Origin of the sequence: Parachryseolinea silvisoli, assembly GCF_021190955.1 — a bacterium.
Taxonomy (GTDB): domain Bacteria; phylum Bacteroidota; class Bacteroidia; order Cytophagales; family Cyclobacteriaceae; genus Ohtaekwangia; species Ohtaekwangia silvisoli.
The window spans coordinates 2338827-2353150 of the sequence record NZ_JAIOAO010000001.1 but is presented as its reverse complement, the minus strand read 5'-3'; the positions used below and the strand labels follow the sequence as shown (position 1 = coordinate 2353150).

The following is a 14324-nucleotide window of genomic DNA, read 5'->3' as shown; positions in this document are numbered from 1 at the left end:
CACCGATCCTTTCCTACAGCTTATTTTGCGGCGGTGAGTGACCCTGCCGGCGTGTTGCCGGTGGCTCCACTGCCGGTAGATTTTCCTTCCAATGCCTGTACTCTCTGTGTCAGCGCCTCGATCAACTGGCGCTGGCTGTCGATCAGGGTTTGTTGCTCTTGTACGGCTTTGACCAGCGGCACAACAAACTCGGCATAGCGAAGGCTATACCATTCCTCGGGTCTTTCGGGGCGGCTAACGCCGCTGAAGTCGAAGTTTACTTTCCGGGCAGCGGCTTCTACTTCCTGTGCGATGAAGCCGGTGTGTACGGTGAGGTCTTTCGGAATGGCGGATGCATCGACGCCGGCGGAGGCATTTTTTGCGACGATAACGTCGTGGTTAACGCGATAGGTCACCGGGCGGAGCTGCTGGATGAATTCCAGACCGGGCACGTCTTCGCGGATGTCCGTTTTAAAGCGACCGTCAGAGGCTGCTGTCCAGTTTACCTGGCCACCGATCTTGGTGGCGGAGACATTGCCGATGCGGACTTCATTGGAATTATATACCTGTGCTCCGGCGCCTATAGCGGTAGCGTTAGTTAAATGGCTGTACCCCTGAAATGCGGCATAGCCGACGGCGGTGTTGTAATTGCCTTCTCCATACCATGAAAGTGCCGCATAGCCAACAGCTGTGTTACGCTCGCCGCTCGTGCTTTGCATGGCCTTCATCCCTACGGCAGTGTTGCGACTACCTTGTGTGTTCTCAAATAGTGCTTCGACACCGAGGGCTGTGTTGTCGTTTCCCTCCGTATTCTTAAATAATGCTTTAAACCCAATGGCGGAGTTGAAACTGCCGGCGTTTTTAAAAAGCGCCATGGAGCCCAGGCAACTATTCCATTTGCCTTCATTTTTATACATCGCGTAGGCTCCGACAGCAGCGTTTTCGAAGCCGTAATTGTCCGAAAGACAAAAGGAGCCCAAGGCTACGTTGTTCCAGCCGCTGGAGCTGAACAGGGCTTTGTAGCCGATCGCGGTATTGTCAGGTCCGTACCCGCGGTACAATGCTTCTGCCCCCACGGCTGTATTGTTGTTATAGTAGGTGTTTGAATAGAGGGCATTCTGACCCAGTGCTGTGTTGTTGCTTCCGGTGTTATTCTGACGCAGGGTGTTGAACCCGAGAGTAGTATTGGCGGCACCCGTGAGATTGTCGGCCAGCGAGAATGTGCCGACTGCGGTGTTCACGGAGCCGGAGGTGTTGGCATAGAGGGCGTGATGCCCTATGGCGATGTTGTCAGAAGCGGAGGTGCTATGGTAAAGTGAGTAGGCACCGACGCTCACATTATACCGGCCGTTGATGTTACTGTATTGGGAAGCTGTGCCAATGGCAGTATTGGCTGAGCTGGACTGGCTTTGGTATAGCGCGCGCCAACCTACTGAGGTATTCTGGCTTGCCGTAACGCCGCTGAATCCGCTTTGATAGCCGATGTATACATTGTCGTTCACGACCTGGTCGTCGTTCACTCCTGCCCCTTCACCCAGGTATACCGAGTGGCCGGTATTGAGCTGTTCCAATTGCCCGCGGGTGGTGAGGCGAAGGTAAGGGATGTTGTCCGTGCGCAGGACCAACGGCATTTGGTCTTTTGTCCCCAGAAAGTTGTTTGCGTTCGTGCCGGTATTGCCGGAGATGTTCCAGGCGCTGTCTGCGCTAAGGGCAGTCGTTTCAATGGTGCCTGCCTTCAACGCGTAGAGTGCATACGGCACGCTCATAAGCTGACTGGCACCATAGAGTTGACCATCGATGCTTACTTCCAGAAAGTAGGGGCCCGCAGACCAGTCGATGGTGGCCAGGTCGTTGCTGCGATCGTTCCCCTCGCCAATGGTGAGGTTGATGAGTCCGGTTTCGGTCGCCGTGGCGTGGTGGTTTTCGGTATAAACGGCTTGTCCAGCGGCGTTGCCCTGGACAATGCGAATCGCGACGAGCGAGGTGCTGTTAGCTTTTGCCTGGCCGGCGGCATCACGTAAAACAGCCTGGTATTTAAAGCCGGTAGGTGCCTGTGCCCAGGCATTCAAGCTGATGATTGCGAAGAAAAATATAGACAGTGTTTTCATAAAAGGGGGGTATTTATAGAGCGAAAAACATGTTGTGATAGAATCTTTATTGTTTGATGATCTTGAAATGACGTATAAGTGCCTGGTGTCTTTTTACCTGAAGCAGATATGATGCGCCCGGCAGATCCTCGAATGAAATTTCCGTGAGGTCCGTCACAGCACCTTCGCGTACCGGGATGCCACGCGCGTCGAGCACGGTGTACCGGAGGTGCGCCGCCCGGGTGTCATTACGAAGATATAGCAGCGTATTAACCGGATTGGGGAATAATGTTAGCGGAATTCCGGTGTTGCTATTGTCTTGTGTGGCGTGTACGCGTAGTGCCGGCTGATGAAAGCCCTGCGTGAGGTGGTGTGGCAGTGTAGTGGTGGTTTCGATGGCTACTTCACCAACGGTGAACGTCAGCGACCCGGCATCTTGTTTGAAAGAATCGCCGGCAGCAGAGACAACTTCGTGGCGTTGGGCTGCCAGGGGTAGCGCAAGCAATGCCAGAAGTCCTGTGAGGACGCTTTTGGGAGGAGATTTCATACTATATATTGTTTTAGTGTAGAATCGGACAGGCATAATTGCGCAGCAGGTCGGAGTAAGGATTGGTATGCGATACAATCCTGTGGCGACGAGAATGGAAACAGCTTATAGGAAAATGGCCTGGGAAGGGCTGCTGGAGGAAATCGTTTTCACTGACGGCTGATCGGCACGGGGGCGCAGCCTTCCCGTGAATGAATATACATATAAAAGAAGAGATACCCTATCGGAAAATACCTTGTGACATGACGACGTAGCGCGCCGATACATTAAAATATGAGCTTTTGAACAAAGAATATTGAGCTTTTGAACAAAGTATTATCTTGCTGATAAATAGAACTTTGTGAATAGAGGTCCGGGACATACAATAGTCTGCGGGCCGTGTCGTCTTACCACAAAAACAAGTAGGTTATGAGCAACGGTAGTGAGGATCATCTTCCCGAGGTTCTATATTCTTGCAATACAGACATTAAGCGCGAGAGCGAGAAGTTTCTTTCGAAGCATGCGTTTACGCACATATTCGAAGGCAGCCTGGCGATCGATACCGGGGCGAGTAAGGAGCTGTACCAGGCCGGTGACACCATTCTGGTGAAACGTAACCAGTTGGTGCGGTCGGTGAAGTACCCCGGCACGAGCGGGCAGATGCGCAGTATCACCGTGTTCTTTAGTCAGGAGCGTCTGCGTGATTTTGCGTTGACGGATGCCCCCAAGGCTGTTACTCCGTATGTGGGAAAGTCGGTGGTGCCACTACGTCGCGACCCGTTGTATGCAGCGTATGCGACGTCACTTGTTCCCTATGAAAGTAGCGCCAGCCAGTCGTTAGACGCGATCACCGCGTTAAAAACCCATGAGGCGGTGCTTTTGGTGCTGCAATTGGACCCGGCATTACGGGCGATGTTATTTGATTTTAGCGAGCCTGGTAAGATCGACCTGGAAGCGTACATGAAACAGCACTTTGCTTTCAACGTGGAGCTCAAACGTTTTGCGTATCTCACGGGCCGGAGCATTGCTACCTTCAAACGTGATTTTGAAAAGGTGTTCCACACGTCGCCCAGTCGGTGGCTGCTGCAGAAGCGACTCGAGGAAGCACATTATCAGATCAAAGAGAAAGGGCGGAAGCCTTCGGACGTTTACCTGGAGGTGGGCTTTGAAGACCTTTCTCACTTTTCCTTCGCCTTTAAAAAAACCTACGGTGTTGCGCCTTCGCTGGTATAGCGCGATTACTATTTCATCATAAATTTTTTATCGAAACAATCCTATGACCACTACAGCATCGAACTTACGCGTTATTATAACGGGCACCACCGGTATGGTGGGAGAGGGCGTGTTGCACGAATGTTTGCGAAACCCGAACGTCGAAGCCGTACTTGTCATTAACCGGAAGCCTTGCGTCGTCACGCATCCTAAGCTGCGCGAGATTATCCACGGTGACTTTTATAACCTGTCGTCGATACAGGATCAACTCGGGGGATATGATGCATGTTATTTTTGTCTGGGGGTGTCGGTGGTAGGCCTTTCGGAAGCGGAGTATTTTAAGATCACGCATACGCTTACCCTGCACATTGCCGACATTCTCAGCACGCGAAGTCCGCGGATGACATTCTGCTATGTTTCGGGGGCGGGTACGGACAGCACAGAACAGGGGCGGACGATGTGGGCGCGCATCAAAGGCAAGACGGAGAACGACTTGATGAAACTTCCCTTCCGGCAGGTGTTCGCCTATCGCCCGGGCTTTATGAAGCCGGATAAAGACGCGAAGAATGTACTAACGCTTTATAAATTTATGGGTTGGATGTATCCGATCGGCCGTGCGTTATTTCCGAAGGTATTCATCACACTGCGGGAACTTGGCTTGTCGATGATTGATGTTACCCGGCAGGGTTACGACAAAAAAATACTCGAGGTATCCGACATCGTGGCGACTGCCGCACGGGCAACCGACAATAAATCTTAATGTGTTGCCTGGCCTGGCGGCAGATGTGCCTGCAGTATGCCCAGCGTAAGGTGTGCCTTTAACAGGCAAAGCATTTGCTTATGTTGCGTTGTTAATTCTTGTAAGAGTATAGCGGTGCCGGCCGGAGTACTTTGGGGCCGGCTTATTTTTTGTAAACGTTGTAGTATAGCGTCGTGCGCCTGTGTCAGATCTTTCAGCATCGTTAGGGGAGTTGGTACCGTGTCATCCGCCAGGAATGCCGAGATGTGCTGAAACGCGCGGAGGCGAAGCATGGGCTTATGTCCTTCTGTGCGCATGTATACCGTAACGCGATCCAGCAGCATGTCCAGCGCTTCATACTGCAGCTGTAAAAAATTGCGGAGGCCCGGTTCCTGTTGATCTTCCAGGTGCCAGTGACAAATGCGCGTTTCCGTATAGAGTAAATATTCGTCTATAAGCAGCTCGTTCAGCGGACGCGATGAAGACGTGCGGGAACGGCGCGATAGGGTGTCGGTTTTTATAGTCATACGCGAGGCCGTTAGGGTATATGCAAGATACACACAAGGTCCCGCGCGGGACATGTACAGTTAAATGTAAGTGTTGTTTAAATCACTTCAAGGGTCAGGCGTGCTCGTTGATAACCTGTTGGAGGAAATGAGCCGGTACGACACCCGACTGCCGCCATAAGACGTTACCGTTTTTGAAGAGCATGAGCGTTGGTACACTTTGTACCTGATAGGCGGCGGCCGCCTGGGGGTTGCGGTCAATGTCGATCTTGATAATGCGGACTTTGTCGCCCACGCGTGATTTGAGATCTTGCAGGATCGGGGCCATTGTTTTGCAGGGGCCACACCACTCTGCCGAGAAGTCTACGAAGGTGAGCTTCTCGCTATTGACCAGGGTTGAAAAGTTTCCTTGTGCCATGTTGGTAAAACACCGGGTCGGTTCTGCCGGTTCAAAATTTAGTCATTAAATTAGCCGGCACAAGAATCGATCCCGCTTTTCGCGCATGACATTGCCTGACGACCATCCCCTGAAACAAGCCCTCCAGACGCACTTTGCCCTACCAGAAGAGGACTGGTCGTTCATGGCTGGTATCTGGACGCGTACTACTGCCCGCCGCAAGGAGATCGTGACCTACGCCGGCGATGTAGAGCGCTATCTGTACTTTGTGGAGGAAGGGGTGCAGCGCGTATTTTATGCCGACGACCAGGCACGGGAAGCTACGATTGTTTTTACGTACGCGCCTTCGTTTGGTGGTGTGCTGGACTCCCTCCTGATGCAGCAGCCGTCGCGGTATTTTTATGAGACGTTAACGCCCTCGGTATTTCTGCGAACGCCTTTTGCCGAGATGCAAGGACTTATGGATGCCCGGCCAGCCATTTCAGCCATGGTACGGCAAAGTCTGAATGTAACACTTTCGGGCGTATTGGAAAGGCTGGTGGAGCTGCAGTGTTTTTCGTCCGAGGATAAATTCAAGCGATTATTACAACGTAGTCCGCACATCCTGCAGTTGGTGCCGCATAAGTACCTGGCTAATTACCTGGGCATCGACGCTACCAACTTCAGCAAGTTTATGAATCGTGTGCGGATCTGAAAATCCTGGTATTTACCAACAATTACTTTCGGGTGTTGCTCCACCTTTGTGTCGTTCAAATCTTGCATTATGAGCCCCGTAGATAAACATCACTGGCTGGACGGCCTGGAAGCCCGCGTCGAGCGACACCTGCAAAAGGCGATTTATTATTTTCAGAATCAGGACAGCCAGGTATTGCTGAAACCTTCCGTCACGGGCGGCTGGAGCATTGCCCAATGTCTGGAGCACCTGAATCGCTATGGCCATTTTTATCTTCCGGCCATCGACCGGTCCCTACAACGTCACGACGGCCAGCCCGACGCGTCGACGTTTACCAGTACGTGGCTCGGTAGCTATTTCACGCGGATGATGCAGCCGGAGACCGGCAAGCGAAAGATCAAGGCCATGAGAGCCTATGCGCCGCCGCCCGATCTCGATGCGCATGCCATCGTGGCCGAGTTTATCCATCTGCAGGAGACATTGCTGGCGCTGCTCTCGCGTGCGCGGCGTGCCGATCTGACGGCCACGCGTGTGCCGGTTTCCATCGCCACTTTTATTCGGTTGCGGTTAGGCGATGTGTTCGCTTTTTTGATCGCCCATGATGAGCGTCATATACAGCAGGCGCTACGCAACCTGCCCGTGTCGCCAGAAACAGTCGTACAGGCCATCCGTTAGTGTGGTGACAGGGCTTTGAGCCCAACGATGGAAAGAATGAGCGTTGTGAGAAAAAATACCCGCCAGAAGCTGGCGGGTTCGTGAAAAATAAAAATACCGACCAGTACTGTTCCCACTGCCCCGATGCCCGTCCACACAGCATAGGCTGTACCGATAGGCAATGTTTCAGTCGCGCGCATCAGCAAGTACATGCTGAGTGTAAGGCATACCAGAAAGCTGGCATACCACAGTTGCGCCGTTGTGCCGGTGGCCTCGCGGGCTTTGCCGAGGGAAGTAGCAAAGCCTATTTCCAGTAGGCCCGCTACGATCAGTAGTATCCAATGCATGACAATCTGTTTGTTACCAGGGCAAAGCTACGGTTTCAAACGGTCGTATGCCAGCCCGCGCCAAGCTTGTCATTTCCTATGTGCGTTCCGCACACGGTTGACCGAATGACCATTCAATAAATGTCCGTTGCCATTCAATAACTACATTTTATGTCGCTGGTGTTCGTGGCGACCTTGCTTACCGTAAGGCCTTCCCAGCCTGTTCGCGTGTAACCTATTTATTCAACCATATACAACAAACAGATGAACACAACTTCTACAAAACACCACAAGGGCTTGTTTCGCCTGGTAGCGGTGGTATGCCTGCTCGGTATGCTGCTACCGGCTTTACCAGCCCAGGCACAATTAGGCAACCGCGTCGTGGTTGGCTACTTCCACAACTGGAACAATGCTTCCGCTCCTTACATTCGGTTGCGTGATGTGAACTCCAAGTATAATGTTATCAACATCGCCTTTGCTGTGCCTGTTGCCCCCGGCGACATGACGATGCACTTTGAACCCATACAGCAATCGAAGACTGAGTTTATCGCCGACATCCGCGCGCTGCAGGCGCAGGGTCGTCGCGTACAGATTTCGATTGGGGGTGCCGACGCTCCCGTAGAGCTGCACACGGCTGCGGACCGTACCAAGTTTGTAAACTCGATGAAGACGATCATTACCGAGTACGGCTTTGACGGTTATGACATTGACCTCGAAGGTACCTCGGTGATCCTGAATCCAGGCGATACCGATTTTAAGAATCCCACGACGCCGAAGATCAGCAACCTGGTCGCAGCGTCGCGTGAGCTCGTTACATACTTCCGGGGCCAGGGTAAAAATTTCTGGCTGACGTCTGCTCCGGAAACTCAGTATGTACAGGGAGGTTATGGTTTCTATGGTACTGCTTTTGGCGGCTACCTGCCTGTGTTGCATGGTCTGCGTGACCTGCTCACGTTTGTGCACGTGCAGTACTATAATACCGGCTCGCAAGTAGCGCTCGACGAGAAGATCTACAACCAGGGTACGGCGGACTTTATAGTCGCTATGACGGACATGTTGCTGAAGGGGTTCCCTGTGGGTCGTAATACAGCCAATGTCTTTCCGGCGTTGCGGGAGGATCAGGTAGCCTTTGGCTTGCCCGCTACCGGTACGGGTGCCGCGCCGGCGGGTGGATATGTGGCGCCTGCACAAGTACATCAGGCATTGAATTATCTGATCAAAGGCATTTCGTACGGCAGCGCATATGTCACCAACCGCACCTACCCGAACTTGCGGGGTATCATGACGTGGTCGGTTAACTGGGATAAGACTCAGGGCGACGCCTTTGCGAACAACCACTACGCTTATTTCAGCAGTTTGGGCGGCGGCAATAATGCTCCTACTGTAAGTCTTACCTCGCCGGCCAACGGCGCAACGTTTACGGCACCGGCCACCGTTTCACTGGCGGCCAATGCTTCTGACGGCGACGGTTCCGTGGCAAAAGTAGCGTTCTTCCAGAATGGCGCCCTGCTCGGCGAAGACACGTCGGCACCGTATACATTTACCTGGAGCAACGTAGGCGCTGGTAGCTATACGCTGACAGCTGTCGCTACGGATAACCAGGGTGCGACGACAACTTCTTCGTCGGTGACCATTACCGCGACGATCAGTGGGGGCAATACACCGCCGGTGGTAAGCCTGACGTCGCCGGCCAACGGTGCCACGTTTACGGCACCCGCGTCTGTTACCCTTGCCGCCAACGCAAGTGACGCCAATGGCACGGTCAGCAAGGTGGAATTCTTTCAGGGGAGCACAAAACTGGGTGAAGACACTTCTTCCCCGTATAGCTATACCTGGACCGGAGTGACGGCAGGTACCTATAGCATTACTGCCCGCGCTACAGATAATCAGAATGCTACCACGACCTCGTCGGCTGTAAGCATTACGGTCTCGAATCCTACAGGTGGTTGCAATGCACCTCAGTATGTAGAGAATAACGGCTATGTCGCCGGAAGCCAGGTGCAAAACGCCGGCGGCGTATATCAGTGCCGTGAGTGGCCCTATTCAGGCTGGTGTAATGGTGCTGCGTGGGCCTATGGTCCCGGCACCGGTACCTACTGGCAAGACGCATGGGTGTTTGTTTCTGCCTGTGGTGCATCGACTGCCGCTGTGCAAGCCCGTGTTGCGGAAGCTGAGAGCGTGGCGGTATATCCTAACCCGGGCGTTACCGGTCGTACGGCTACCGTTACGTTTGGTTTAGGTACATCGCCCAGCATCGCCACGGTGGAAGTTAAGACGTTGGATGGTGTGGGCGTTTACAGCCGGCAGTATACTCCGACCGGCACGACACTGGATGCAGAGATTCCGGCCTTACCGGCGGGGTTATACCTGATCCGCCTGCAGCACGGTGCGAAGAGCACAACACAACGATACCTGGTTAAATAACGACTATCACGCCATATTCATGAGAAGACATTATACTCCGGCCGCTTGCTGGCAGGCATACCGGCGATGGTTTGCCGTAGTCCTGATGATTTTTTGTATCACGGCGGTGCAAGCCTCGTCCCCATCACACCGCGACGAGCGCTGTGTCGCCTGCACGGACCCCGTGTGGACGGCGGCAAATACGTACACCGTTGGTGTCCGTGTTTCGTTAAATAACAAAATATATGAAGCACGTTGGTGGACGCAAGGAGAGAACCCTGAGACGCGCAGTGGCGAGTGGGACGTGTGGCGCTATATCGGTCCGTGCGACGGCGGTGGGACAAATGTCAATCCCACGGTATCGCTGACGGCTCCAGCGAACGGAGCATCGTTCGCCGCGCCCGCAAGCGTTACGCTGACGGCTACTGCGGGTGATACCGATGGTACCGTGGCCAAGGTTGGGTTCTACCAGGGCGCGACGTTACTGGGGGAAGATACCTCGGCACCGTATAGCTATACCTGGGCCGGCGTTGGGAGTGGCACGTATAGCCTCGCGGCGCGTGCTACGGACAATGCAGGCGGCACTGCTACCACTGCTGCGGTCAGCATTACGGTGACGGGTGGGACAAATGCCAGCCCGGTGGCGACGCTCACGGCTCCGGCCAATGGCGCGTCGTTTACCGCGCCCGCCAGTGTTACGCTGACGGCGACGGCAAGCGATACAGACGGCACGGTTGCTAACGTTGCATTCTATAACGGCGCAACGCTGCTGGGCGAAGATACTTCTGCTCCCTATAGCTATACCTGGAGCAATGTGCCGGCGGGTACCTATGCGCTGCGGGCGGTGGCCACGGACAACGCGGGTGCAACGGGTACTTCGGCTACGGCATCGGTTACCGTAAACGGTAATACCGGCGGTGGTTGTAATATTCCGGCGTATGTGAATGGATCGACCTACAGCACCGGTGATGAAGTGCAATACAATAATAAGAAGTATAAGTGCGAAGTGGGTGGATGGTGCTCACTCGGGGGTGCATACGAACCGGGTATCGGCTGGGCATGGGACAACGCGTGGGAACTTCTGGGCGATTGCACCGGCGGTAACAATGGCCCTGCTGTAAACATCACGGCGCCGACTGCAGGGACTAATTTCCCTGTAGGGCAGGCAATCACGATTGCTGCGACTGCGAGCGATGCCGGTGGCTCAATAACTAAAGTTGAGTTCTTGGTGGATGGCGCCAAGATTGGAGAAGATGCTTCTACGCCCTATAGCATTTCGTGGACAACGACACAAGGATATCACACGCTGGTGGCCCGTGCGACGGATAATAGTAGTTTTACGAAAGAGTCGGCTGCTGTTTCTATTACGGCAGGAGATGTCAATACCGGTGGATTGCCTGCGCGCATTATGAGCGGCTACTGGCATACCTGGGGTGGTGGCGTGCCGTTTGTGAAACTGCGCGATGTATCGCCCAAGTGGGATGTAATCAACATATCCTTTGTTGAACCGGTGACGGTGGGAAGCACGAATGGCCAGGTGAAGTTTGTACTCGCGGGTGCGACCGCTGACTATACCGTTGCCAACTTCAAGTCTGATATCAAGCTGTTACAGAGCCAGGGGAAGAAGATCGTGATCTCCATCGGTGGGTATGAAGGTTATTTCTCGCTGACGACGGCTGCTGCACGCACGACATTCGTCAGCAACATGAAGAGCATCATTGACGAATACGGTTTTGATGGTATCGACATAGACCTGGAGCAAAGCTCGTTGGAGCTGGAGACGGGAGATGCAGACTTTCGCAATCCTACGTCGCCGAAGGTGGTACAGATGATCGGGGCCATTCGCGATCTTTGTAATCACTACGGGAGTAATTTTATTCTTACGTTCGCACCGGAGGCGTTCTATCTGCAACTGGGCTATCAGTGGTATGCAGGGTTGCATTCCAGCGTAGACCGTCGAGCGGGGGTGTATATTCCGGTGATCCATGCATTGCGTGACAAGATCACGTATGTGCAGTCTCAGCTGTATAACCAGCCGGCGATTATGGGCCTGAATGGCACGTTGTATTCGTCCGGCAACCCCGACTATCTGGTGTCTATGACGGACATGCTGTTGAAAGGGTTTAACGTAGGTGGTAACCCGTCGTATTTCTTCCCGCCGCTACGTCCGGACCAGGTGGTCATTGCCGTGCCGTCGTCGGCCGGTGCTGCGGGTAGCGGCCAGGTGACGAACCAACAACTACAGCAGGCCTTTAACTATATCGTAAAAGGTCAGTCGTACGGTGGTCAGTACACCATGACCGGAACCTACCCGGCGTTGCGCGGGATCATGGCCTGGTCTATCAACTGGGATGTTCTTCAGAACAACAACAGTTTTGTTAATGCCAACCGCACATACCTTGATGGTCTTGGTGCGCCGGCGGCGGCGGCACGCGCAGCAGCACCGGTAGCCAGTGTACAGGCGGCTGCGGCAGTACCGGCAGGTTGGGGTGACTTCCAGATGGGCCTGGTGAGTGACAATACCAATATCATCAACGTGCGGATGAAGAAAGCCTTACAAGAGAATGTGAAGCTGAACTATCGTTATGCGTATGTAAACAATGGTGTTGATCCTTCCAGCAATGCGTTGTCCTGGCTCTTTAATCAGTGGGGTACGGACTACTCGCGCAACTCACAGGAGATGGGACTGCGTCCGGCCTACGTCATTTATATGCTGCAGGAGGAAGGTGGCGCGGCTGCGTTGAAGAACAACATTCGCAATGCGGACTTTATGCGTAAGTACTTCTCGAGCATCCGTACGGTGGCGGAGAAGAGCAATGGTTACAAAGCGATTTTTGTAATCGAGCCGGATACGTGGGGTTATTTCCTGCAAAATGCACTCGAACAAGGTACAACGTCTGACCCGCGTCAGGTGCCGGCTACAGTAAGCAACCTGGGGGCTGGTTATGAACACCTGGCCGGTCTGCCGAACACGCTGAGCGGTGTGGCGCAAGGTATTATTCGTACGCTGCGTCGTTATGCACCTGATTCATACAATGGTCTGCTGATGTCTTTCTGGTCGGTGAACGGCAACGGTGTTACGGGGCCGCCCGTGGCCGACGGCGCAAAGGGCATGGTATACTGGAACCAGGGTGACGTTACTTATTCGGCACAACGCAATGTAGAGTTTGCCAATCAGCTGTTGCCCGCTACGGGTGATCGCGGTGACTTTATTGGCGTAGAGAAAAATGGTTGGAGCGCGGGCAACTGGCTGGTGAAGCAAAACCGGAATGACTACTATTGGAATGATACGCAGAATGCCAAGTGGGTGAGCTGGTCAAAGACGCTTAGTCAAGGCGTTAGCCTGCCACTGCTGGGCTGGCAGATCTCGATCGGTCACATGGGCTTGCCGAATACGGTGAACCGCTATGAAGATACATTCATGCCGTACTTCTTTACACACAAGCAGGAATTCTTTGATGCCGGCTTTATCGGCTTCCTCGCTGGTAAAGGGTTGGCAGATTGTACAGACTTTACAAACCTGAATGGCAACTCGCTGGAGTCGAACGGCAACGCCGGCGACAACGGCTGGTTCTTTGAACAGCTCAAATCGTTTGATGCCGGACGTCCTTACCTGACAGGGGTTACATCGCCTTCGGTAAGTATTACCTCGCCGGCGGCGCAGAGCTCGTTTATCGCGCCGGCCTCCATTGAGATAGCGGCTACGGCAGGTGCCGGTACTGGCGGGACGATTACAAAGGTCGAATTCTTCCAGGGTACAGTGAAGTTGGGTGAAGACACGAGCGCACCGTATGCTTTCACCTGGACGAATGTTGTGGCAGGATCTTATAGCCTGACTGCGAAGGTGACAACAGCAACTGCTACGGCGACATCGTCGGCTGTGGCGATTACGGTAACAGTGCCGAATACCAATACGCCGCCGGTCGTAAGCCTGACGGCTCCCGCGGGGGGTACGACGTATGTCGCACCGTCTACCATTGTATTGCAAGCTGCGGCTTCCGACAATGGTGCGGTTGCCAAGGTGGAATTCTTCCAGGGGAGTGTGAAGCTGGGTGAAGATACCTCTGCTCCTTACGCTTACACCTGGAACGGTGTTGCTGCCGGTAACTATGCGTTTACCGCCAAGGCTACCGACAACGAAGGTCTTAGCGCTACTTCGGCTGCTGTGAACATTACGGTGACGAATCCTACCGGTGGCTGCACGGGCGTGCCGCAGTATGTGGAGAATAGCGGCTACGTCGCGGGGAACCAGGTGCAGCAGGGTGGTTCTATTTATCAGTGTCGTGAGTGGCCTTATTCGGGCTGGTGTAATGGCGCAGCGTGGGCCTATGGCCCGGGCACCGGTATGTACTGGCAGGATGCCTGGGTATTGAAAGGCGCGTGTGGCGCGCAACAACGTGTGGCAGCTGCGGACGCTTTTGCGGCAGAGGGAGCTACCATCACGCTGTATCCAAATCCGGGAGAAAGCAATCGTGTCAATGTGGTAACGATCGACTTTCTACAGGATGCCGGCGATGTAGCCGTGCACGTGATGAAGGCTGATGGCGCTCAACTTATACACCGGAAATATCAGGGTGTTCAACAGTCGTTGCAGGTAGAAGTCCCCGCGCTGCCGGGTGGATTATACCTGATACGCGTGGGCGCCGGTGCGCAGAGCGGCCTGGTGCGCTACCTGGTACGCTAGAGAATTAAAGTACTTTTTACAACCAGATGAACAAAGGAATATCGCCGTAACGGCGATATTCCCTTTTAATGAAAGACCGTTATGGTTCTATATTTTCCCTTGTAAGCGGGCCGTACCATTTAATAAATACGCGACACC

The 14324-nt window shown here is 53.8% G+C and carries 11 protein-coding genes; 6 read left to right on the top strand and 5 right to left on the bottom strand.

Annotated features, from left to right (window positions below; genetic code table 11):
- Positions 1–20 precede the first annotated feature (20 nt).
- On the bottom strand, positions 21–2087 hold the full coding sequence (locus K7P01_RS09750) for a tail fiber domain-containing protein (protein WP_267292311.1): 2067 nt from the start codon (positions 2085–2087) through the stop codon (positions 21–23).
- A 46-nt stretch (positions 2088–2133) separates the two neighbouring features.
- Positions 2134–2613 (bottom strand): T9SS type A sorting domain-containing protein, encoded by a 480-nt coding sequence (locus K7P01_RS09745; protein ID WP_267292309.1) that lies wholly within the window; start codon positions 2611–2613, stop codon positions 2134–2136.
- A 408-nt stretch (positions 2614–3021) separates the two neighbouring features.
- Here K7P01_RS09745 and K7P01_RS09740 point away from each other — a divergent pair, with 408 nt between their 5' ends.
- Positions 3022–3825 (top strand): helix-turn-helix domain-containing protein, encoded by an 804-nt coding sequence (locus tag K7P01_RS09740; RefSeq protein ID WP_267292307.1) that lies wholly within the window; start codon positions 3022–3024, stop codon positions 3823–3825.
- 43 nt (positions 3826–3868) lie between these two features.
- Positions 3869–4564: an NAD-dependent epimerase/dehydratase family protein gene (locus K7P01_RS09735; protein WP_267292305.1), complete on the top strand. Its 696-nt coding sequence runs from the start codon at positions 3869–3871 to the stop codon at positions 4562–4564.
- Here K7P01_RS09735 and K7P01_RS09730 read toward each other — a convergent pair.
- Positions 4561–5070, bottom strand: coding sequence for a ferritin-like domain-containing protein (locus K7P01_RS09730; RefSeq protein ID WP_267292303.1), 510 nt, complete (start codon positions 5068–5070; stop codon positions 4561–4563). The genes K7P01_RS09735 and K7P01_RS09730 overlap by 4 nt on opposite strands.
- A gap of 94 nt (positions 5071–5164) precedes the next feature.
- Entirely contained in the window at positions 5165–5467 is a 303-nt protein-coding gene (gene trxA / locus K7P01_RS09725) for a thioredoxin (RefSeq protein ID WP_267292301.1), read from the bottom strand.
- An 85-nt stretch (positions 5468–5552) separates the two neighbouring features.
- Here trxA and K7P01_RS09720 point away from each other — a divergent pair, with 85 nt between their 5' ends.
- On the top strand, positions 5553–6140 hold the full coding sequence (locus tag K7P01_RS09720; RefSeq protein ID WP_267292299.1) for a Crp/Fnr family transcriptional regulator: 588 nt from the start codon (positions 5553–5555) through the stop codon (positions 6138–6140).
- Positions 6141–6209: 69 nt separating this feature from the next.
- Complete coding sequence (locus tag K7P01_RS09715; RefSeq protein WP_267292297.1) at positions 6210–6794, top strand: DinB family protein; 585 nt, start codon at positions 6210–6212, stop codon at positions 6792–6794.
- Here the strand turns inward: K7P01_RS09715 and K7P01_RS09710 are convergent.
- Positions 6791–7120, bottom strand: a complete 330-nt coding sequence (locus tag K7P01_RS09710; protein ID WP_267292295.1) for a DMT family transporter — start codon at positions 7118–7120, stop codon at positions 6791–6793. The two genes, K7P01_RS09715 and K7P01_RS09710, sit on opposite strands and share 4 nt — an antisense overlap.
- Positions 7121–7363: 243 nt before the next feature.
- Here K7P01_RS09710 and K7P01_RS09705 point away from each other — a divergent pair, with 243 nt between their 5' ends.
- On the top strand, positions 7364–9523 hold the full coding sequence (locus K7P01_RS09705) for an Ig-like domain-containing protein (RefSeq protein WP_267292293.1): 2160 nt from the start codon (positions 7364–7366) through the stop codon (positions 9521–9523).
- Between the two features lie 19 nt (positions 9524–9542).
- Positions 9543–14186: an Ig-like domain-containing protein gene (locus tag K7P01_RS09700; RefSeq protein WP_317987607.1), complete on the top strand. Its 4644-nt coding sequence runs from the start codon at positions 9543–9545 to the stop codon at positions 14184–14186.
- Positions 14187–14324: the final 138 nt, after the last annotated feature.

Bases quoted from the DNA above. Each gene is read 5' to 3' on its own strand.
- K7P01_RS09750 (WP_267292311.1), bottom strand. From the start codon at position 2,087: ATGAAAACACTGTCTATATTTTTCTTCGCAATCATCAGCTTGAATGCC.
- K7P01_RS09745 (WP_267292309.1), bottom strand. From the start codon at position 2,613: ATGAAATCTCCTCCCAAAAGCGTCCTCACAGGACTTCTGGCATTGCTT.
- K7P01_RS09740 (WP_267292307.1), top strand. From the start codon at position 3,022: ATGAGCAACGGTAGTGAGGATCATCTTCCCGAGGTTCTATATTCTTGC.
- K7P01_RS09735 (WP_267292305.1), top strand. From the start codon at position 3,869: ATGACCACTACAGCATCGAACTTACGCGTTATTATAACGGGCACCACC.
- K7P01_RS09730 (WP_267292303.1), bottom strand. From the start codon at position 5,070: ATGACTATAAAAACCGACACCCTATCGCGCCGTTCCCGCACGTCTTCA.
- trxA (WP_267292301.1), bottom strand. From the start codon at position 5,467: ATGGCACAAGGAAACTTTTCAACCCTGGTCAATAGCGAGAAGCTCACC.
- K7P01_RS09720 (WP_267292299.1), top strand. From the start codon at position 5,553: ATGACATTGCCTGACGACCATCCCCTGAAACAAGCCCTCCAGACGCAC.
- K7P01_RS09715 (WP_267292297.1), top strand. From the start codon at position 6,210: ATGAGCCCCGTAGATAAACATCACTGGCTGGACGGCCTGGAAGCCCGC.
- K7P01_RS09710 (WP_267292295.1), bottom strand. From the start codon at position 7,120: ATGCATTGGATACTACTGATCGTAGCGGGCCTACTGGAAATAGGCTTT.
- K7P01_RS09705 (WP_267292293.1), top strand. From the start codon at position 7,364: ATGAACACAACTTCTACAAAACACCACAAGGGCTTGTTTCGCCTGGTA.
- K7P01_RS09700 (WP_317987607.1), top strand. From the start codon at position 9,543: ATGAGAAGACATTATACTCCGGCCGCTTGCTGGCAGGCATACCGGCGA.